The following is a 20,731-nucleotide window of genomic DNA, read 5'->3' as shown; positions in this document are numbered from 1 at the left end:
AACCATGGCCCCGGACGCCATGCGTACTGCTGCACATTCGCTTTCCGATGCGACCCCCCTCTCCTACTGGCTCGACGACCCGGGAAAGCCTGATGCGCTTCCCGCGCTCACCGGGGACGAGCACTGCGATCTCCTCGTCGTAGGCGGCGGCTACAGCGGACTGTGGACCGCGCTGCTCGCCAAGGAAAGGGATCCCGGGCGCGACGTCGTCCTCATCGAGGGCTACGAGTCGGGCTGGGCCGCCTCGGGCCGCAACGGCGGATTCTGCGCGGCCTCGCTGACCCACGGCCTGGCCAACGGACTGGAGCGCTGGCCCGACGAGATCGGGAAGCTGGAGGAGCTGGGCGGGCAGAATCTCGACGCCATCGAGGCGGCCGTCGCCCGTTACGCCATCGACTGCGACTTCGAGCGCACCGGTGAGATCGATGTGGCCACCCAGCCCCACCAGCTCGAAGAGCTACGGCAATGGCACCGCAGGACCGAGGAGCTCGGCTTCACCGGAGTGGAATTCCTGGACCGCGACCAGGTGCGGACCCATGTCGATTCACCGACTTTCCTGGGTGGTCTGTGGGATCGGCGCGGGGTCGCCCTGCTGCACCCGGCGAAGCTCGTCTGGGGTCTGAAGCGGGCCTGCCTCGGTCTGGGTGTACGGATCTTCGAGCACACCCGGGCCCTCGAGCTCGCCGCGCAGGGAGCCGGCATGGCGGTGCGCACCCCGTACGGCAGGGTCTTCGCCCGCACGGTCGCTCTCGGCACGAACATCTTCCCGTCGCTGGTCAGACGCGTGCGGCCGTACACGGTCCCGGTGTACGACTACGCGCTGATGACCGAACCGCTCAACTCCGGCCAGCTCGCCTCGATCGGCTGGCAGAACCGGCAGGGACTGGGGGACAGCGCGAATCAGTTCCACTACTTCCGGCTCTCTGCGGACAATCGCATCCTGTGGGGCGGCTACGATGCGATCTATCCCTACGGTGGCCGACTGAATTCTGATCTCGACCAGCGTCCGGAGACCTTCCTCAAGCTCGCAGGGCAGTTCTTCGAGTGTTTTCCACAGCTTTCCGATGTGCGTTTCAGTCATGCCTGGGGCGGCGCGATCGACACCTGTTCGCGATTCTCCGCATTCTTCGGAACGGCCCATCGCGGACGGGTCGCCTATGCGGCCGGATTCACCGGACTGGGCGTCGGAGCCACGCGTTTCGGCGCGGACGTGATGCTGGATCTGCTGGCCGGCGAGGAAACGGGGCGCACCGCCCTCGGCATGGTCCGATCCAAGCCGATGCCGTTCCCGCCGGAGCCGTTCGCCTGGGCAGGGATCGAGCTCACCAAGCGGTCACTCGCCCGCGCGGACAGCCGCGGTGGACACCGCAACCTGTGGCTGCGGGCCATGGACCGGCTGGGGCTCGGCTTCGACAGCTGAGGCTTCGACGACTGCGGCTGCAACGGCTTCAGGAGGCGGGTGCGGGCGACCCGGCGTGACTCAGATCACAGTCGACGGGTGGCTGAACCCGCGTCATGATCCGGGCGGACGGCTCTCTCCTGCGTGAACGCACCGGCAGAACCCTGCCGGTGCCACGGCAGAGGAGGCAGTCCATGACCGGCACGGGGGCGCATGCCGCGGTCGAATGGCTCGCATCGGCGGCACCGGATCCGGACGCCTGCCGGTGGGAGTGGGAGCGCAATCCGCAGGGGATCGCGCTCCTTCCCGCCGGGAAGCGCTGGGACGTACTGATTCTTCCGGGGGAGCTGGGCTACCCGACGCTCGATGTGCTCACCCGGCTCATCGACCGGCCGGGGCCGGTTCTTGCCGGTTTCGGCGACTCCCGCATGGGGTTCTTCGTGCCGCCGGGAACGGTCGCGCGCTGGCTCGGAACCGGTGTCCGCGGGGTGGGTCAGGGTGCCTGGATCGTCATTCCCTACCCGGGCCGCACGGTGGGCGGGGTGCGGTGGCTCATCCAGCCGGACGGGTCGGGGACGCTCACCGACGCGACCGTCCTGGAGCTTGCGATGCACGAGGCCGCAGCGGCCCGAAGCGCCCATGGGGGAGGCGGCGACGAGGGGTGATGTGCCACCAGAGGTCTTGACAACTGGATTGGTCTGGACCATGTTGTGCGCGGCCCCACTCAATTCCCCCCTGCACGGAGGCTGTTGTGGAACGCACCGGACCACCCGCCCGATTCTCCGGACTTCTGGCCGCCTTCTCGGCCGCCCTGCTCGCCGCCGGCGGTCTGGTCGCCTCGGCGCCGGCTGCCGGGGCGGCCGACGCCGATCTGGCGCGCAACGGCGGCTTCGAGGCGGGCCTGGACGGCTGGAGCTGTACGGGCGGCAGCGGAGCCGTCGTCAGCACGCCCGTACACGGAGGCACTTCCGCGCTGAAGGCGACACCGGCCGGTAACGACAACGCCAAGTGCTCCCAGACCGTGACGGTGAAGCCCGACTCCACGTACACGCTGAGTGCGTGGGTGCAGGGCAGCTACGTCTACCTCGGCGCGACCGGCACCGGGACCACCGACGTCTCCACCTGGACCCAGTCCGCCGGCGCGTACACGAAGCTCACCACCACGTTCAGGACCGGCGCCGCGACCACCTCGGTCGGCGTGTACACCCACGGCTGGTACGGCACCCCGGCCTACTACGCCGACGACCTCACCCTCGTCGGCCCCGGCGGCGCCCCCGTCGTCGTGCCCGCCGCACCCACCGGGCTGAGCGCCGGTACGGCCACCGCCTCCGCCGTTCCGCTGTCCTGGACGGCTTCCGCCGGAGCCACGGGCTACAACGTCTACCGGGGCGGGACGAAGGTCCTCACCGCCTCCGGCACCTCGGCGACCGTGACGGGGCTGGCCGCGTCGACCGCGTACAGCTTCCAGGTCACCGCGGTCAACGCCGCGGGCGAGTCCGCGAAGTCCGCCGCCGTGAGCGCCACCACGACCGCGGGCGGCGGGGGAGGCGGGAACGGGGACCTCCCCGCCCATGCCCTCGTCGGCTATCTGCACTCCAGTTTCGCCAACGGCTCCGGCTACACGCGGATGGCCGATGTGCCCGACTCGTGGGACGTCATCAACCTCGCCTTCGGTGAGCCGACGTCCGTCACCTCCGGCGACATCCGCTTCTCGCTCTGCCCGGCCGCGGAGTGCCCGGGGGTGGAGTCCGAGGAGGAGTTCAAGGCGGCCATCAAGGCCAAGCAGGCCGTCGGCAAGAAGGTGCTGATCTCCATCGGCGGCCAGAACGGCCAGGTCCAGCTCGCCTCCACGGCCGCGCGCGACACCTTCGTCTCCTCCGTGTCCAAGATCATCGACACCTATGGGCTCGACGGCCTGGACATCGACTTCGAGGGCCACTCGCTCTCGCTGAACACCGGTGACACCGACTTCCGCAGCCCGACGAGCCCCGTCATCGTCAACCTGATCTCCGCGGTCAAGTCCCTCAAGGCCAAGTACGGCGACGACTTCGTCCTCACCATGGCGCCCGAGACCTTCTTCGTACAGCTCGGCTACCAGTACTACGGTTCCGGCCCCTGGGGCGGCCAGGACCCGCGCGCCGGGGCCTATCTCCCGGTCATCCACGCCCTGCGTGACGACCTCACCCTGCTGCACGTCCAGGACTACAACTCGGGCTCCATCATGGGCCTGGACAACCAGTACCACTCGATGGGCGGCGCCGACTTCCACATCGCCATGACCGACATGCTGCTCACCGGCTTCCCGGTCGCGGGCGACCAGACCAAGGTCTTCCCGGCCCTGCGCCCCGAGCAGGTCGCCTTCGGACTCCCGGCGTCCACCCAGGCGGGCAACGGCCACACCTCGCCCGCCGAGGTCACCAAGGCGCTGAACTGCCTGACGAAGAAGACCGACTGCGGCTCCTACCAGACGCACGGCACCTGGTCCGGGCTGCGCGGGCTGATGACGTGGTCCATCAACTGGGACCGCTTCAACAACTGGGAGTTCTCGAAGAACTTCGACGCCTACTTCGGCAGCTGACCTCCCGCAGGACCAGCAGCAGTACCGCGCTCAGGCACCAGCTGGCGAGCACGTCCAGGGGCCAGTGGTAGCCGCGCAGCACCAGACCGATGCTCGTCGCCGCCGTCATCAGGACGGCGGCGACGAGCATCATCCATGAGCGCCGCACGTACGGCGCCAGCAGCAGGGCCGCGGCCCCGTACGCCACCGCCGCTGTGGCCGTATGGCCCGAGGGGTAGTAGCCGGTGGCCTCGGTCAGCGGCCCCTGGCGGTCGGTCCACAGCTTGAGGGGGACGACCAGTGCGGGTACCGCCGCCATGACCGCCACGGCGCACAGCGCGGCACGGCGGGCGCGGCGGGCGCGGCGGAACCAGGCGAAGACGACCGCACACGCCAGCACCGGCACGGCGACCTGCATGTTGCCCAGATCGGCGAAGAAGTCGGCGAGCCGGGCGGGTCCCCGCCCCGCCAGGGCCAGACCGGCCCGCTCGTCGGGTCCGAGCAGGGGGCCGTCGGCCACGACCTGCCAGGTGACCAGTGCGAAGAGCGCCATCAGCGCCGATACCTGCGAAACGAGAAGAACCGGCCACCGGGGAACAGGGGGGATTGTTCCGGGGTGGCCGGTCGGATCGGTTTGCCGCGCGCCCCGGGGGGTGTGGGGCGAGCGGCCATCCGATCGAGGAGTTCCGGAGCCAGAAGCTCCAGTGGTGTGCGCCAGGGCACTACCGGGACGGCACTGGGGGAGCCCCGGCCCGGCATCGCCCGCAGTCCCCTGCGGGCGGGGTGTTTCTCTCATCTGCGGAAACCGTACGTCAGAGGAAGGGGGGACCGATAGCGGCAACGGTATCCCGCCATCGCCCCCGCACACCTTCTTCACAGGCCCACACCAGGGCCGCGGTCATCCCCGCCGAAATCGCCTCGCGGCGGCCGGCGGACTCGCACGGATCAGAGCCGGGCGAATGCCTGCTCGAGGATGTCCAGGCCCTCGTTCAGCAGGTCCTCTCCGATGACGAGCGGCGGCAGGAAGCGCAGGACGTTGCCGTACGTGCCGCAGGTCAGCACCAGCAGGCCCTCGGCGTGGCAGGCCTTGGCCAGCGCGGCCGCGGCGGCCGCGTCGGGGTCCTTCGTGCCGGACTTCACGAGCTCGATGGCGATCATCGCGCCGCGGCCGCGGATGTCACCGATGATGTCGCCGTTCGGGAGCTTCGACTGCAGCTCGGCCAGACGGCCCTTCATGACCTCCTCGATGCGCTTGGCCTTCCCGTTCAGGTCCAGCTCACGCATCGTCTCGATGGCACCGAGCGCACCCGCGCAGGCCACCGGATTGCCGCCGTACGTGCCACCGAGACCGCCGGCGTGCGCGGCGTCCATGATCTCGGCGCGACCGGTCACCGCGGAGAGCGGGAGGCCGCCCGCGATGCCCTTGGCCGTGGTGATCAGGTCCGGGACGATGCCCTCGTCCTCACAGGCGAACCACTGGCCGGTGCGGCAGAAGCCGGACTGGATCTCGTCCGCGACGAAGACGATGCCGTTGTCCTTCGCGAACTGCGCGATCGCCGGGAGGAAGCCCTTGGCCGGCTCGATGAAACCGCCCTCGCCGAGGACCGGCTCGATGATGATGGCCGCGACGTTGTCCGCGCCGATCTGCTTGGTGATCTCGTCGATGGCCTGGGCGGACGCCTCGGCACCGGCGTTCTCGGCGCCGGTCGGCCAGCGGTAGCCGTACGCGACCGGGACGCGGTAGACCTCGGGGGCGAACGGACCGAAGCCCTGCTTGTACGGCATGTTCTTCGCCGTCAGCGCCATCGTGAGGTTCGTCCGGCCGTGGTAGCCGTGGTCGAAGACGACGACCGCGGTGCGCTTGGTGTAGGCGCGGGCGATCTTCACGGCGTTCTCGACGGCCTCGGCGCCCGAGTTGAACAGCGCCGACTTCTTCGCGTGGTCGCCCGGCGTCAGCTCGGCGAGCTGCTCGCAGACCTCGACGTACCCCTCGTACGGCGTGACCATGAAACAGGTGTGGGTGAAGTCGGCGAGCTGCGCGGAGGCGCGGCGTACGACCGCCTCGGCCGATGCGCCCACCGACGTCACGGCGATACCCGAGCCGAAGTCGATCAGCCGGTTGCCGTCCACGTCCTCGATGATCCCGCCGCCCGCCCTGGCGGTGAACACCGGCAGCGTGGAGCCCACGCCCGCGGCGACCGCCGCGAGGCGGCGAGCCTGCAGCTCGACCGACTTCGGGCCGGGAATGGCAGTGAGGACGCGGCGCTCCTGCGGAATGTCGGACATGCGGGGCTCCTGGGGGTGTTTCGGACGCTTCTCTTTCTGCAGGCTAGGGGTGGGGGCGGGCGTCAGGCATGCTCCGATCGGGAGCAGTGGGGGCGTGTCCTTGTCCGTGGCGGACAGGTGCCCGGACCTGAATGCTGTGCGGCCGCGACCTGCCCCATCCGGCCGGATTGCTGAACTCCCCGTGCCCTGGCACTAGATTGACCGGTGCAGAAGGCGGGACCTGGCTGGTCAGGGGGCAGCGGTTCATGGACACCGAAGGCACGTACGGCAAACGGGGCACAAGCGCGGAGCGGGTGCCCCGCCCGGCGGGACCACCACCGTCCGCTCCACCGCCCCCCGCGCACGCCCCGGCCGTCGGCCCTCCGCTGGAGGAATGGCTGCGCACTCCGCGCCCCGTACGGGAACCGGGCGTCTGGCGGTACGGACACACGCCGCGCCCGCCCGAGAGGCCGGAAGGGGTCTCCGACCGCTCACTGGCGGTCGGAGTGCTGATCTCGGTGCTGTGCGGGCTGCTCCTGTGGTCCCTGTGGCGCAACGGCTACATCCCCTACCGGCTGGTCCCGCTGAAGCTGTTCACCCCGCGCGACTGGTGGTACGCCGGAATGTTCGGCGGACCCAGGACGGTCGAGGGTGCCGATGCCCTCACGGTCTACGAGGCCGTCCTCTTCGGCCTGCTCGTCTACGGGTGCGGGCGTCTGGGGAACTGGTCCGAGATCTTCCGGCGCCATGTCGCCGGGCGCGGGCAGCCCTTCCTCGCGCTGGTGACGGCCGCCGCAGCAGCGGTCGCGCAGCTCCTGGTGTGGAAGGACGCCGTGCCCGTCGTCAGGCCGGTGCTCGTCCTCGTCGCCTCGATCGCGGGCGGTGAGATCTTCCAGAGCCAGGCCGTCGTGAACGTGATCTACACCCTCATCACCCTCGGGGTGCTCTGGCCGTTCGCCCGCCTCGGACGCTGGCGCGAGCTGGTCGCCGGTCGCCTCCGGGGCCTCTCCGGCGCTCCCGCTGCTGCCCGGGCACCTGCCGCACCCCCGGACGTCCCCACTTTCGAGCAGTGGCCGGAGCTGCGTGCGGCAGGGCAGACGGACGCCGCCGAGATCCTCGCCGCCGAAGTACGCACCGGCCGGATGAACGACGTCGACGTTGCGCGTCTGCGTCACGCCTGGACCGTGGGCCGGGCGCACGCCGACCGTGTCACCGCGCTCACCGAAGCCGTACTGCGCGCCGGCGGCGCCGCGGCGCTTCACCCGTCCGGCGCCCGCGACCTGCCGCAGCGCACCGCACGCCACGATCTGCTCACCGGCCAGGTCCGTATCGGCAGCTGCGCCGAGGACCCGCACAATCCGTACGCACGCCGCGGCTCGGGCGTCGCCCTGGAACCCGCGCTGCTCGGCACCTCGCTCCTCGCGGTCGGACCGCCGGGGGCCGGGAAGTCCGCCCGTCTGGTGCGGCCGGTCGTCGAGTCGCTCGCCCTTCAGGCGCTTGCCGGACGGGCGGCCGTGCTCGCTGTCGGCGCGGCCGGGGGACAGCTGGGCCCCGACGAGGCGTATGACGTCGTGGTGCGGATCGGCGACCCCGCTTCGGTGCACGACTTCGATCTGTACGGCGGCACGACCGACCCCGACGAGGCCGCGGGTGTGCTCGCCCAGGGGCTCGTCGGCGATGTCACCAACGTGGACAGCAGGCGCGCCGCCACCGTGCTCGCCCAGCTGCTCGGCCCCTACCGCGCCGTCCACGGACATTTCCCCGGGGTGCCCGCACTCCGGGAGCTCCTCGACGGGGACCTGTCCGCGATCGGCACGCTGCGCGAGGCGCTGGGGGCCGGCGGCCACCACGCGATGCTGCGCGAACTCGAGACCCGCGCGCGGCAGAAGGGCGGACCCGGAGACCCGGCGCCGGTGCTCGCCGACCGGATCGCGTTGCTCGACCGGCCCGCGTTCGCCTCGTTCTTCGCCACCGGGGACGGCGCCCGCCCCTTCTCACTGCGGTCCCTGGAGCACCTTCCGCTACGGGTGAGGATCGATCTGCCCGAGCGCGCGCATGCCGAGGCCTCGCGGCTGCTCGCCCGGCTCGTCCTCGCCCAGTTCAACGCGATCGCCGCTGCCCGCACGGACCACTCGCTCTTCGTCTGCCTGGTACTGGACGATGCCACGCACACCGTCACCACCGAGACCGTCCGGGGCGTCCGCCGGCTGCGGTCGGTCAACGCGGGGGCCGTCCTCACCCTGCGTACCGTCGACGACGTACCCGAAGGGCTGCACACCGCGCTGCTCGGCGCGGTCGGCTGCTGCATGGCCTTCTCCGGAGTCAGCACCTGGGACGGCAAGCGCTTCGCGGAGGTCTGGGGCAAGGAGTGGGTGGAGACCCGTGAGGTCGCCCAGCACGCGGTCTTCGCCGACCAGCCGTTCACCCGCGCGCTGCACGGCTTGCGCAAGCTGGTCACCGGCAAGGCCGTGACCAGGGACGCCGTGACCGTACGGCGGGTCGAACGGGAGCGCTGGTCGGCTTCCGAGCTGGCGTACTCGCTGCCCACCGGACACGCCGTGCTGTCGCTGACGACGGTGGACGGCGAACATGCACCGCCGCTGCTGGTCGAGCTCGGACGCTGAGAGCGCCGACCGGCGAGCGGTTACGGGAAACCTGCCGCCCTGGCAGAATCGAAGTCGGCCGTCTGTACGGGACGGCGCAATCGACTCCCAGAGGTCCGGCGGTCCCATGCCCCCCACTCTCGCCTCGCTCGTCCAGCACTCCGCGCTCAAGCTCACTGTCCGTGCGGGGGCGGACCGGCTCGACACGCAGGTGCGCTGGGCGCACGCCAGTGAGCTCGCCGACCCCGTCCCGTACATGGACGGCGGCGAGCTCCTGCTCGTCACCGCCACCAACCTCGACGCCGAGGACCCCGAGGCGATGCGCAGGTACGTACAGCGGCTGGCCGGCGCCGGAGTCGCCGGCATCGGCTTCGCCGTCGGCGTCACCTACGAGGACATTCCCGAGGCCCTCGTCGCAGCCGCCGACGAAGCGGGGCTGCCGCTCCTGGAGGTGCCCCGCCGCACCCCGTTCCTCGCCATCAGCAAGGCCGTTTCCGCGGCGATCGCCGCCGACCAGTACAGGGCCGTCACCGCCGGTTTCGAGGCCCAGCGGGAGCTGACCCGGGCCGCACTCGCCGGGGACGGCCCGGGCGAACTCCTGAGCCGCCTCGCCGCGTACGTCGACGGCTGGGCCGCGCTGTACGACACCTCCGGCGCGGTCGTCGCCGCGGCGCCCGACTGGGCGGCCCGCCGCGCCGCGAGGCTCACCCCCGACGTCGAGCGCCTCCGGGACCGCCCCGCTCCGGCCAGCGCCGTCGTCGGCGACACCGACGACCGGGTCGAGCTCCAGTCCCTGGGCACCGGCCGCCGCACCCGCGGTGCGCTGGCCGTCGGCACGGGGGCGGCGCTCGGCACGGCCGAGCGGTACGCCGTGCACTCGGCCGTCGCCCTGCTGACGCTCACCACGGCCCGCTCCCGCTCGCTCCAGGGCGCGGAGCAGCGCCTCGGCGCGGCGGTCCTGCGCATGCTGCTGGCGGGGCAGCCCGACCACGCCCGGGCGGTTGCCGGGGATCTGTACGGGGGCCTGCTCGACGCCCCCTTCCGGCTGCTCATCGCGGAGGCGTTCACCCCGTCGTCCCCCTCCGCGCCCGTCGCCACCGAGCTCCTCGCCGAGACGATGGAGGCCGCGGCGGCCCGGTCCGGCGAGACGCTGCTGATGGTCCCCGAGGGCGAACGAGTCGTGGTGCTGGCCGCGGACGGCGGCGCCGCGGTCGCCGCGTGCGCCGCGCATGCCCGGACGCAGGACGAGCGTCCGGCACACGAGCCGGGGAAGGAGGAGGGCGACGTCGTGGTCGGCCTGTCCGCCCCCTGTGGCCCCATCGCCGTGGCCGCCGCGTACAAGCAGGCCGAACAGGCGCTCTCGGTCGCCCGCCGCCGGGGCAGGGCCCTGGTCGAGCACGAGGAGCTCGCGGCGGGGTCGGTCCTGCCGCTCCTGGCGGACGATGCGGTACGGGCCTTCGCCGACGGAATGCTGCGCCCCTTGTACGAACACGACGCGAAGGGCCGGGGTGATCTGGTCGCCTCGCTGCAGGCCTGGCTCTCCCGGCACGGCCAGTGGGACGCCGCAGCCGCGGACCTGGGCGTTCACCGCCACACCCTGCGGTACCGGATGCGCCGGGTGGAGGAGATCCTGGGCCGCTCCCTGGATGATCCGGACGTCCGTATGGAGCTGTGGCTGGCCCTGAAGACGACGGCCGCGTCATCGGGGACCCCGTAGCGAGCGGGACCGCAGGAAGTGACGTGTCCTCCGGGGGAGGGCGGCCGTATCGCGGTTCCGCCCGGGGACGACTGAGGGCAGAGCGCCGGGCCCTCCTCCGACAAACCGGCGCATCGCCCCTCCCGTCCGCTCCACGCCGGACAAACGTCATCCGCGCCCGGCCGACCTACGGTGGGGCCAGGAGGGTGCCTCCGCGGTGCCCGCGACCCCCCGTTCACACCCCCGAAGGGCCGGAACCGCCATGACTTCCACCCACGCCTTCTGGCTGGCCGGCCGCCAGGCCACCGGCGAGGACAGCTTCGACGTCACCAACCCCTGGGACGGTCGTCTCGTCGGCACGGTCAGCGTGCCGACCGACGCCCAGGTCGAGGAGGCCGTCGCCGCCGCGCACGCCGTGCGTGACGAGTTCGCCGCCACCCCGGCGCATGTGCGGGCCGCCGCCCTCGACCATGTCGTGCGGCGTCTGACGGAGCGCACCGAGGAGATCGCCCAGCTGATCTCCGGCGAGAACGGCAAGCCCATCAAGTGGGCCCGCGGTGAGGTCGGCCGTGCCGTCTCCGTGTTCCGGTTCGCCGCCGAGGAGGCCCGCCGCTTCAACGGCGGCGACGCCCAGCGGCTGGACACGGACGCCGGCGGGACCGGCCGCCTCGCACTGACCCGGCGCTTCCCGCGCGGACCCGTCCTCGGTATCGCGCCCTTCAACTTCCCGCTCAACCTGAGCGCCCACAAGGTCGCCCCGGCCATCGCCGTCGGTGCGCCGATCATCCTCAAGCCGGCGCCGGCGACCCCCATCTCGTCCCTGATCCTGGGCGAGCTGCTGGCGGAGACGGATCTCCCGGCCGGCTCCTGGTCCGTCCTGACCGTGCCGAACGACAGGATGCCCGCCCTGGTCAAGGACGAGCGGCTGCCCGTGATCTCCTTCACCGGCTCCGGCCCGGTCGGTTACTCGATCATGGAGTCGGTGCCGCGCAAGCACTGCACCCTGGAACTCGGCGGCAACGGCGCGGCCGTCGTCCTCGGCGACTACGCCTCCGAGGAGGACCTGGACTGGGCCGCGACCCGTATCGCGACCTTCTCCAACTACCAGGGCGGCCAGTCCTGCATCTCGGTGCAGCGCGTCATCGCCGACTCCTCGGTGTACGACCGCCTCGTCCCGAAGATCGTCGCGGCCGTCGAGGCCCTCGTGACCGGTGACCCCTCCGACGCGGCCACGGACGTCGGCCCGCTGGTCAACGAGGACGCCGCCCGCCGCGTCGAGTCCTGGGTCGACGAGGCCGTCGCAGCAGGAGCGGCACTGCTCACCGGCGGCAAGCGCGACGGGGCCACCTACGCCCCGACGGTCCTCACCGACCTGCCCGGCACCTCGAAGATCGCCTGTGAAGAGGTCTTCGGCCCGGTCCTGTCCGTGCAGCGGACCGATGGCGAGGTCGAAGCCTTCGCCGCCGTCAACGCCTCCAAGTACGGTCTGCAGGCAGGCGTCTTCACGCACGACCTGCAGACCGCGTTCCGCGCCCACCGCGCTCTGGAGGTGGGCGGCGTGATCATCGGTGACGTCCCCTCCTACCGCGCCGACCAGATGCCGTACGGCGGCGCCAAGCAGTCCGGCGTCGGCCGCGAGGGTGTGCGCTACGCGATGGACGACTACACCTACGAGCGGGTGCTGGTCCTCACGGGCCTCGCCCTGTAGCCCACGCGTAAGTCAAAAACCGGCCGGAGCCCGCTGTGCGGGGCTCCGGCTGGTTCTTTTCCCCCGCCCGGATCTGCGAAGGCTGCCCGGAAGGAACGCGATCAGTACGGGCCGCCGCGGAAAAGCATGCTGCCGTGGTGGCGCGGGCGGTCGCCGCGTGCGTGGGCCGCGTCGGATCGGTCGGCGGGGGCCGAGAGCCGGGCGAGGGTCCGGAGGGTCGCCAGGCCGGCCAGCACCTCGTCACGGCGGTCCGCGGACTTCATCCAGGCCGGCAGCCGGGCGAACATCCCTCTCGTCGGGGAGGCGTGACGCTCGCGCAGCCGGGCGCCCACGTAGGCGGCGAGGGCATCGACGTGCTCCTCGTCGTAGGCCCACAGGATCCGTCCCGCACAGCGGGTCTGAAGCCAGAGCGGCCGCCGGAAGAAGGGGTCCTCGCTACCGCCGGGCACCGCGCCGACCAGACCGGCGCCCCGCTCCTCGGCCGTCCAGTCGGCGACCGCGCCGCAGCCGGCGCAGGTGAGGCGGCGGGGCTGGAAGAGCAGGGCGCTGGAGTACTTCGGCGCCGCGAGGCCGGGCCGAGGTACGACGAGCGCGCGGCCACCGCACCTCGGGCAGACCACGAGCACCCGGCCGGTGAACTGGGGGAGCCACGAACCGTCGTCGTGGTGGCGGACCGGTTCGGCGTGCGCGGGCTCGGAGCTCATGACGGACACCCTGCCAGGCCCGATCCGCCCCGGCGACCAGGATCCGGCGGACCCTGCACGAGCCACGGGACACCCTCCAGCTGGGGTCGCCCATGCAGCGGAGTCGTTCCGGCCGACTTTGAGATCCCGCGTACGCGGCCGTCCCGGGGAGGCGTGCGGTGAGCCCCCCCGCTCCCGCACCCGTAGGCACAGGGGCGTGACCGGGCCCGACGGCCCAGGCACCGGGGCCGCTGCGACCGGTCCCGGCGGGTGTTCCCGTGCGAACACCGCGGCGGGCTGAAGGGGTTCGGAACGGGCCGGATCGGGGCGATACGGTCCGAAGTGCGGAGAGCCCTCGCAGATTGGAGGGAAACTGCAGGTCAGGGTGGTGGAAGGGGCTCATTGTGCGGGGGCTCCGGCCGGTCCGGTACCCCGCAGGGAGTCCGCAGCAGGGGTGGTGGGGGCGGCGTGGATCGGGTACATACGGACGAGTAGCACCGATCGGTTTGCGTACGTCCCGACCATCGACCCGACTCGCGGCGAGGTGAGCTCCTCATGTCCGCCCCATCCGACATTCCCCAGGCCCCCAAAGTCACCGAACGCGAAGCACGGCAGGTGGCCGAGGCCGCCCGCGAACAGGACTGGCGCAAGCCCAGTTTCGCCAAGGAACTCTTCCTCGGACGCTTCCGGCTCGACCTGATCCACCCCCACCCCGTGCCACCCGCCGACGACGTACGGCGCGGCGAGGCCTACCTCGCCCGACTGCGCGAATTCTGCGAGACCCGCATCGACGGGGCGCTCATCGAGCGCGAGGCAAAGATTCCCGACGAGGTCGTCAACGGCCTCAAGGAACTCGGCGCCCTCGGCATGAAGATCGAGACCAAGTACGGAGGCCTGGGACTGACCCAGGTCTACTACAACAAGGCGCTGGCCCTGGTCGGTTCCGCCAGCCCCTCGCTCGGCGCGCTGCTCTCCGCCCACCAGTCCATCGGCGTACCGCAGCCACTGAAGATGTTCGGCACCCAGGAGCAGAAGGACACCTTCCTGCCCCGCCTCGCCCGTACGGACATCTCCGCCTTCCTCCTCACCGAACCCGACGTGGGATCCGACCCGGCGAGGCTGGCCACCTCGGCCGTCCCCGACGGCGAGGACTACGTCCTGGACGGCGTGAAGCTCTGGACGACCAACGGCGTCGTCGCAGATCTGCTCGTCGTGATGGCCCGTGTCCCGCAGTCCGAGGGCCACAAGGGTGGCATCACGGCCTTCGTCGTCGAGGCGGACTCCCCGGGCATCACGGTGGAGCACCGCAACGCCTTCATGGGGCTGCGCGGCATCGAGAACGGGGTGACCCGCTTCCACGGGGTCCGGGTGCCCGCCGGCAACCGGATCGGACCCGAGGGCGCAGGTCTCAAGATCGCCCTGACCACGCTCAACACCGGACGCCTCTCGCTGCCCGCCATGTGCGTGGGCGTCGGGAAGTGGTCCCTGAAGATCGCCCGCGAATGGTCGGCGGTACGCGAGCAGTGGGGCAGGCCGGTCGCCCGGCACGAAGCGGTCGGCGCGAAGATCTCCTTCATCGCCGCCACCACGTTCGCGCTGGAGGCGGTCGTCGACCTCTCCTCGCAGATGGCCGACGAGAACCGCAACGACATCCGGATCGAAGCCGCCCTGGCCAAGCTGTACGGCTCCGAGATGGGCTGGCTGATCTCCGACGAACTGGTCCAGATCCGCGGCGGGCGCGGCTTCGAGACCGCCGACTCGCTCGCCGCCCGCGGCGAACGCGCCGTACCCGCCGAGCAGATGCTCCGCGACATGAGGATCAACCGGATCTTCGAGGGCTCCACGGAGATCATGCATCTGCTGATCGCCCGCGAGGCCGTCGACGCCCACCTCAAGGTCGCCGGCGACATCATCGACCCCGACAAGCCCCTCTCGGCCAAGGCGAAGGCGGGCGCCAACGCGGCGGGCTTCTACGCACGATGGCTGCCGAAGCTGGTCAGCGGCCCCGGGCAGCTGCCCAGCGCGTACAGCGAGTTCAGGGTTCCGGGGCACCCGGACCTCTCCGCCCACCTCCGGTACGTGGAACGCTCCGCCCGCAAGCTCGCCCGCTCCACCTTCTACGCGATGTCCCGCTGGCAGGGCCGCATGGAGACCAAGCAGGGCTTCCTCGGCCGGATCGTCGACATCGGCGCCGAACTCTTCGCCATGAGCGCCGCCTGCGTCCGGGCCGAACACCTGCGCGTCAACGGTGACCACGGCCGCGAGGCGTACCAGCTCGCCGACGTCTTCTGCCGGCAGTCCCGCATCCGGGTGGAGGAGCTCTTCACCCGGCTGTGGTCCAACACCGACGACATCGACCGGCGCGTGGTCGACGGAGTCCTGTCCGGTACGTACACCTGGCTGGAGGAGGGTGTCATCGACCCCAGCGGCGACGGTCCCTGGATCGCCGACGCCACCCCCGGCCCGGCCACCGGGGAGAACGTCCACCGCCCCATCCGCTGAACCGGCATCCCCGCGGGGCGCGTCCACTGCCTGGACGTGCCCCGCGGGTGCGCCCGCCGCACGGCAGGATGAGTGCCCGTGACCGTCATCCACATCCCCGGCTCCAAGTCCGTCACCGCCCGCGCCCTGTTCCTGGCCGCAGCGGCGGACGGCACCACCACCCTCCTGCGGCCCCTGCACTCGGACGACACCGAGGGGTTCACCGAGGGGCTGACCCGCCTCGGATACGGGGTGACGCGCGAGCCGGACCGCTGGCACATCGAGGGCCGCCCCTCGGGCCCCGCCGTCACCGACGCCGAGGTGCACTGCCGCGACGGGGCCACCACCGCACGCTTCCTGCCGACGCTGGCCGCCGCCGCGGCCACCGGCACGTACCGCTTCGACGCCTCCGCGCAGATGCGCCGGCGTCCCCTCGCCCCGCTCACCGAGGCCCTGCGCGCCCTCGGTGTCGACCTGCGCCACGAGGGTGCCGAGGGCCACCACCCGCTCCGCATCGAGGCGTCGGGGGTCAAGGGCGGCCAACTGACCCTGGATGCGGGGGAGTCGTCCCAGTACCTCACCGCCCTGCTGATGCTCGGGCCTCTCACCGCCGAAGGGCTCCGGATCGACGTCACGGAGCTCGTGTCGGCGCCGTACATCGAGATCACCCTTTCGATGATGCGCAGCTTCGGCGTCGAGGTCGTCCGGGAGGGGAACACCTTCACCGTCCCGCCGGGCGGTTACCGCGCCACCACGTACGCCGTCGAACCCGACGCCTCCACCGCGAGCTACTTCTTCGCCGCTGCGGCCCTCACCGGCCGTGAGGTCACGGTCCCCGGCCTGGGCACCAACGCGCTCCAGGGCGATCTGCGCTTCACCGACGTCCTGCGCCGCATGGGCGCCGAGGTGCGGACCACGGCCGACGCGACGACGGTCCGGTCCACCGGCGCCCTCCGCGGCCTCACCGTCAACATGCGCGACATCTCCGACACGATGCCCACCCTCGCCGCGATCGCGCCGTTCGCCTCGTCGCCCGTACGGATCGAGGACGTCGCCAACACCCGGGTGAAGGAGTGCGACCGGCTGGAGGCCTGCGCGGCGAACCTGCGGCGGACGGGGATCACCGTGCACACCGGGCCCGACTGGATCGAGATCCACCCCGGCACCCCCCGCGCCACCGAGATCGCCACCCACGGCGACCACCGCATCGTGATGTCGTTCGCGGTCGCGGGGCTGCGCGCGCCCGGGATGAGCTACGACGACCCCGGCTGCGTACGCAAGACCTTCCCCGAATTCCACGAGGTGTTCTCGGAGTTCGCGGCCGGGAGCGCCGGCTGACGGAAAGGCCGCGCACACGGACGGCGGCGGCGCCTACCCTGCCCGCATGATGTCCAGGAGCGATGTTCTGTCCATCCTGTCCCTGCTGCAACGGGCGGGGGCCGACGTGGTGATCGGCGGAGGCTGGGGCATCGACGCCCTGCTCGGCGAGGAGACCCGCGAGCACCGGGATCTCGACCTCCTGCACGTCCGGGAACAGGAGCCCGTCGTCGTCGCGGCCCTGGTCTCGGCCGGATACGCGGAGACGCTCGACTGGCGCCCCGTACGCTTCGTCCTCAGCCATCCCTCCGGGCTCGAGATCGACCTGCATCCACTGGTGTTCGCCGCCGACGGCTCCGCCGTACAGTCCTCGCCCGATCCGGCCGAGCCCTTTCGCTACCCCGCGTCCTGCTTCGTCACCGGCACCATCGGCACGACCACCGTGCGCTGCATCTCCGCCGAGCAGCAGGCCCTGTTCCACCAGGGGTACGAACCGGCCGACCGTGACGTCCGGGACATGGCACAGCTGAGGAAGAAGTTCGGCATCCATACGCGAATCTGACCCCCGTATGCAGCACAATCGAGCCTCGGTGGCGGTCGGAGACCCGATCGCCACCGTCAACGGGAGACAGGGGCAGGGATGTTCGGGGCGGGAAACCGGCGGGCCGGGTGGCGGAGTGCCGCAGCCGTGGGATGCGCGGTGGTGACGCTCGTGGGCGTCACCGGATGCGGCGGCGGCGAAGGCGGTGGCGACAAGGCCGGGAAGAGCACCGGGCCCTCACCCTCCGCGGCCCCGGCCGCCGGGCTCACCGAATCCCAGCTCACATCGGTCGCCTTCACCGACGGGGAGAGGGTCGGCACCTACACAGCCTCCGACTACACCCTGGACGGGCCGCTCGGCGACGACTACACCGCCACCCCGGCCGTCTGCCAGCCGCTCGTCAGCCTTGCCGGTGACGTCAGCGACTACGACCCGACCGCCCAGGTACAGCGCAAGGTCGACGTCCCCGAGGAGATGCTCGGTGTCACCGTCGACGTGACCCTGCGCTCGTACGGGAAAGGCGAGGCCGCGAAGGTCATGCTGTCGCTCGACAAGGCCGGCCGGGACTGTGCCGGAGGCCTGACCGAGGAGCGGGCCGTCGCGCGGGCCACGTACGAGAAGGTCGAACCCACCGGGCTGCCCGCTTTCGCGGCCGAGGCCGACGAGGCGAAGGCGTACCGCTTCACCGTCCTCGACGTGAAGGGGAAGCTGAAGCTGTACGAGTACCTCACCGTCGTACGGGCCGGCTCCACCACGATCGCGTTCCGCGGGGAGATCCTGGACACCAAGGACATCGGCGGGGTCCCGCAGGACATCATGGCCGCTCAGTGGAAGAAATTCCGTGCCGCGCAGACCTGAGGCAGGCGCCGACGGGGACGCACTGTCTGGGTGCACAGTGGATGCGGCAACAATGGGGGGCATGAGCGACAGCCCCGTACCCCTCGCCGATCCGCATCTCGTATTCGACGCCGCGGACGGCCGCCGGGATCTTGTGATCCTCGGCTCCACCGGGTCCATCGGCACCCAGGCCATCGACCTGGTGCTGCGCAACCCCGACCGCTTCCGTGTCACGGCGCTGTCCGCCGCGGGCGGCCGGGTCGAGCTCCTCGCGGAGCAGGCGCGGCAGCTGCGGGTGCGTACGGTCGCGGTCGCCGCCGAGGACAAGGTGCCGGCGCTGCGCGAGGCCCTGCGCGAGACTTACGGGGCGGGCGAGCAGCTCCCCGAGATCCTGGCCGGGCCCGACGCCGCGGCCGAGCTCGCCGCGAGCGACTGCCACACCGTGCTGAACGGGATCACGGGCTCGATCGGCCTGGCCCCCACGCTCGCCGCGCTGAAGGCCGGCCGCACGCTCGCCCTCGCCAACAAGGAGTCGCTGATCGTCGGCGGCCCGCTCGTGAAGGCCCTGGCGGCCCCCGGTCAGATCATCCCGGTCGACTCCGAGCACGCCGCCCTGTTCCAGGCCCTCGCCGCAGGCAAGCGCGCCGATGTGCGCAAGCTCGTCGTGACCGCGTCGGGCGGCCCGTTCCGCGGACGTACGAGGAGCGAGCTCGCCGACGTCACCCGCGAGCAGGCCCTTGCGCACCCGACCTGGGCCATGGGTCCGGTCATCACGGTCAACTCGGCGACCCTGGTCAACAAGGGCCTGGAAGTCATCGAGGCGCATCTTCTCTACGACATTCCGTTCGACCGGATCGAGGTCGTGGTCCACCCCCAGTCGTACGTTCACTCGATGGTGGAGTTCACCGACGGGTCCACCCTCGCCCAGGCGACCCCGCCCGACATGCGGGGCCCGATCGCCATCGGGCTCGGCTGGCCCGAGCGGGTCCCGGACGCCGCCCCCGCCTTCGACTGGACGACGGCCTCCAGCTGGGAGTTCTTCCCGCTGGACACCGAGGCCTTCCCGTCCGTCGGGCTCGCCCGCCACGTGGGCACGCTGGGCGGCACCGCCCCCGCAGTGTTCAACGCCGCCAACGAGGAGTGCGTGGACGCATTCCTGGCGGGACGGCTGCCCTTCAACGGAATCATGGATACGGTCACCGCAGTGGTCGCCGAACACGGCACCCCTGCCACGGGAACTCCACTCGACGTAGCGGACGTCCTCGAAGCGGAGGCCTGGGCCCGTTCCCGGGCCAGGGAACTCTCGGCGAAAGCGACAGCGGAGGCACACGCATGAGTATGACGACGATCCTGATGACGGTCCTGGGGATCGCCATCTTCGCCGTGGGGCTGCTGTTCTCGATCGCCTGGCACGAGCTGGGCCACCTGTCGACCGCCAAGCTCTTCGGTATCCGGGTGCCGCAGTACATGGTCGGCTTCGGGCCGACGATCTGGTCGCGCAAGAAGGGCGACACCGAGTACGGCATCAAGGCCATTCCCGCGGGCGGCTACATCCGCATGATCGGGATGTTCCCGCCCGGAGCCGACGGACGCCTCGAAGCACGCTCCACCTCGCCCTGGCGCAGCATGATCGAGGACGCCAGATCCGCCGCGTTCGAGGAGCTCCAGCCGGGCGACGAGACCCGGCTCTTCTACACGCGCAAGCCGTGGAAGCGCGTGATCGTGATGTTCGCCGGGCCGTTCATGAACCTGGTCCTGGCCGTCGTGATCTTCATGGGCGTGTCCATGACCTTCGGCTTCCGGACCGAGACGACGGAGGTCGCGGGCGTCTCGCAGTGTGTGATTCCGCAGAGCGAGAAGCGTGACACCTGCAAGGCATCCGACACCGCATCGCCCGCCAAGGCCGCCGGACTGCGGGAGGGCGACACGATCGTCGCCTTCAACGGACAGAAGATCGACGACTGGCAGACCCTGTCGGACCGGATCCGCGCCACCATCGGCCCCGCCTCCATCACGGTTCAGCGTGACGGGCAGGAGACGACCCTGCACCCGGTGCTGAAAAAGAACTCCGTGGCGAAGAAGGACGGCGACGGACAGGCGGTTCCCGACCAGTACGTGGTGGCCGGGTTCCTCGGGTTCGAGCCGCGGATCGAGATCGTTCCGCTTTCCTTCGGTGACTCGGTCGTCCGCATGGGCGACATGATCGAGAACGGCGTCGACTCGATCATCGCCCTGCCCTCCAAGGTCCCCGACCTGTGGAACGCGGCCTTCAGAGACGGCGAGCGCGCCGCCGACTCGCCGGTCGGCGTGGTGGGTGCGGCCAGGATCGGCGGCGAGGTGATGAACCTCGACGTCCCGGCGCAGAGCCAGGTCGCGATGATGCTGTTCCTGCTGGCCGCCTTCAACCTCTCGTTGTTCCTCTTCAACATGCTGCCCCTGCTGCCGCTCGACGGCGGCCATATCGCGGGTGCGCTCTGGGAATCCCTGCGCCGCACTGTGGCCCGCGTCTTCAAGCGCCCCGACCCCGGCCCCTTCGACGTGGCCAGGCTGATGCCGGTCGCCTATGTCGTGGCCGGGGTCTTCATCTGCTTCACGCTGCTGGTGCTGGTCGCCGACATCGTGAACCCCGTCAAGATCACCTGAC

At 71.2% G+C, this 20,731-nt stretch carries 15 protein-coding genes; 12 read left to right on the top strand and 3 right to left on the bottom strand.

What is annotated here, in order from left to right; all coding sequences use genetic code 11:
- The first annotated feature begins 4 nt into the window (after positions 1–4).
- From ACFWBQ_RS35895 to ACFWBQ_RS35885, 3 genes are all read left to right on the top strand, one after another.
- A complete protein-coding gene (locus ACFWBQ_RS35895; protein WP_385507346.1) occupies positions 5–1,420 on the top strand; it encodes an NAD(P)/FAD-dependent oxidoreductase in 1,416 nt (471 codons plus the stop codon).
- A gap of 173 nt (positions 1,421–1,593) precedes the next feature.
- A complete protein-coding gene (locus ACFWBQ_RS35890; RefSeq protein WP_385507345.1) occupies positions 1,594–2,064 on the top strand; it encodes a hypothetical protein in 471 nt (156 codons plus the stop codon).
- Positions 2,065–2,150: 86 nt separating this feature from the next.
- Positions 2,151–3,977: a chitinase gene (locus ACFWBQ_RS35885; RefSeq protein ID WP_385507342.1), complete on the top strand. Its 1,827-nt coding sequence runs from the start codon at positions 2,151–2,153 to the stop codon at positions 3,975–3,977.
- Here ACFWBQ_RS35885 and ACFWBQ_RS35880 read toward each other — a convergent pair.
- Both ACFWBQ_RS35880 and gabT read right to left on the bottom strand, forming a co-directional pair.
- Positions 3,928–4,752, bottom strand: a complete 825-nt coding sequence (locus tag ACFWBQ_RS35880; RefSeq protein WP_385507341.1) for a phosphatase PAP2 family protein — start codon at positions 4,750–4,752, stop codon at positions 3,928–3,930. The genes ACFWBQ_RS35885 and ACFWBQ_RS35880 overlap by 50 nt on opposite strands.
- Before the next feature lie 149 nt (positions 4,753–4,901).
- The gene (gene gabT, locus ACFWBQ_RS35875; protein WP_385507337.1) at positions 4,902–6,242 is read right to left on the bottom strand and encodes a 4-aminobutyrate--2-oxoglutarate transaminase; all 1,341 of its coding nucleotides are present in this window, start codon (positions 6,240–6,242) and stop codon (positions 4,902–4,904) included.
- A gap of 245 nt (positions 6,243–6,487) precedes the next feature.
- Here gabT and ACFWBQ_RS35870 point away from each other — a divergent pair, with 245 nt between their 5' ends.
- From ACFWBQ_RS35870 to ACFWBQ_RS35860, 3 genes are all read left to right on the top strand, one after another.
- Positions 6,488–8,845: an ATP/GTP-binding protein gene (locus tag ACFWBQ_RS35870; RefSeq protein WP_385507334.1), complete on the top strand. Its 2,358-nt coding sequence runs from the start codon at positions 6,488–6,490 to the stop codon at positions 8,843–8,845.
- 106 nt (positions 8,846–8,951) lie between these two features.
- Positions 8,952–10,541 (top strand): PucR family transcriptional regulator, encoded by a 1,590-nt coding sequence (locus ACFWBQ_RS35865; protein WP_385507331.1) that lies wholly within the window; start codon positions 8,952–8,954, stop codon positions 10,539–10,541.
- Between the two features lie 241 nt (positions 10,542–10,782).
- Complete coding sequence (locus ACFWBQ_RS35860; protein ID WP_385507329.1) at positions 10,783–12,228, top strand: aldehyde dehydrogenase family protein; 1,446 nt, start codon at positions 10,783–10,785, stop codon at positions 12,226–12,228.
- A gap of 101 nt (positions 12,229–12,329) precedes the next feature.
- Here ACFWBQ_RS35860 and ACFWBQ_RS35855 read toward each other — a convergent pair whose 3' ends face one another.
- Entirely contained in the window at positions 12,330–12,932 is a 603-nt protein-coding gene (locus ACFWBQ_RS35855) for a hypothetical protein (RefSeq protein WP_385507327.1), read from the bottom strand.
- A gap of 534 nt (positions 12,933–13,466) precedes the next feature.
- On the opposite strand from ACFWBQ_RS35855, the gene ACFWBQ_RS35850 reads away from it, so the two are divergent.
- From ACFWBQ_RS35850 to ACFWBQ_RS35825, 6 genes are all read left to right on the top strand, one after another.
- Entirely contained in the window at positions 13,467–15,413 is a 1,947-nt protein-coding gene (locus tag ACFWBQ_RS35850; protein WP_385507324.1) for an acyl-CoA dehydrogenase family protein, read from the top strand.
- A gap of 78 nt (positions 15,414–15,491) precedes the next feature.
- Positions 15,492–16,730, top strand: a complete 1,239-nt coding sequence (gene aroA, locus ACFWBQ_RS35845; RefSeq protein ID WP_385507322.1) for a 3-phosphoshikimate 1-carboxyvinyltransferase — start codon at positions 15,492–15,494, stop codon at positions 16,728–16,730.
- A 46-nt stretch (positions 16,731–16,776) separates the two neighbouring features.
- Positions 16,777–17,271 (top strand): nucleotidyltransferase domain-containing protein, encoded by a 495-nt coding sequence (locus ACFWBQ_RS35840; protein WP_385507320.1) that lies wholly within the window; start codon positions 16,777–16,779, stop codon positions 17,269–17,271.
- A 138-nt stretch (positions 17,272–17,409) separates the two neighbouring features.
- A complete protein-coding gene (locus ACFWBQ_RS35835) occupies positions 17,410–18,108 on the top strand; it encodes a hypothetical protein (RefSeq protein ID WP_385507317.1) in 699 nt (232 codons plus the stop codon).
- Between the two features lie 52 nt (positions 18,109–18,160).
- Positions 18,161–19,423, top strand: a complete 1,263-nt coding sequence (gene dxr, locus ACFWBQ_RS35830) for a 1-deoxy-D-xylulose-5-phosphate reductoisomerase (RefSeq protein WP_385507315.1) — start codon at positions 18,161–18,163, stop codon at positions 19,421–19,423.
- On the top strand, positions 19,420–20,730 hold the full coding sequence (locus tag ACFWBQ_RS35825; RefSeq protein WP_385507313.1) for a M50 family metallopeptidase: 1,311 nt from the start codon (positions 19,420–19,422) through the stop codon (positions 20,728–20,730). The genes dxr and ACFWBQ_RS35825 overlap by 4 nt, the downstream gene beginning before the upstream one ends.
- Position 20,731 lies beyond the last annotated feature (1 nt).

Origin of the sequence: Streptomyces sp. NPDC060035, from assembly GCF_042736635.1 — a bacterium.
GTDB lineage: Bacteria > Actinomycetota > Actinomycetes > Streptomycetales > Streptomycetaceae > Streptomyces.
Note: the sequence above shows the minus strand (reverse complement) of the source record. Positions and strands in the feature narration are given on the sequence as shown.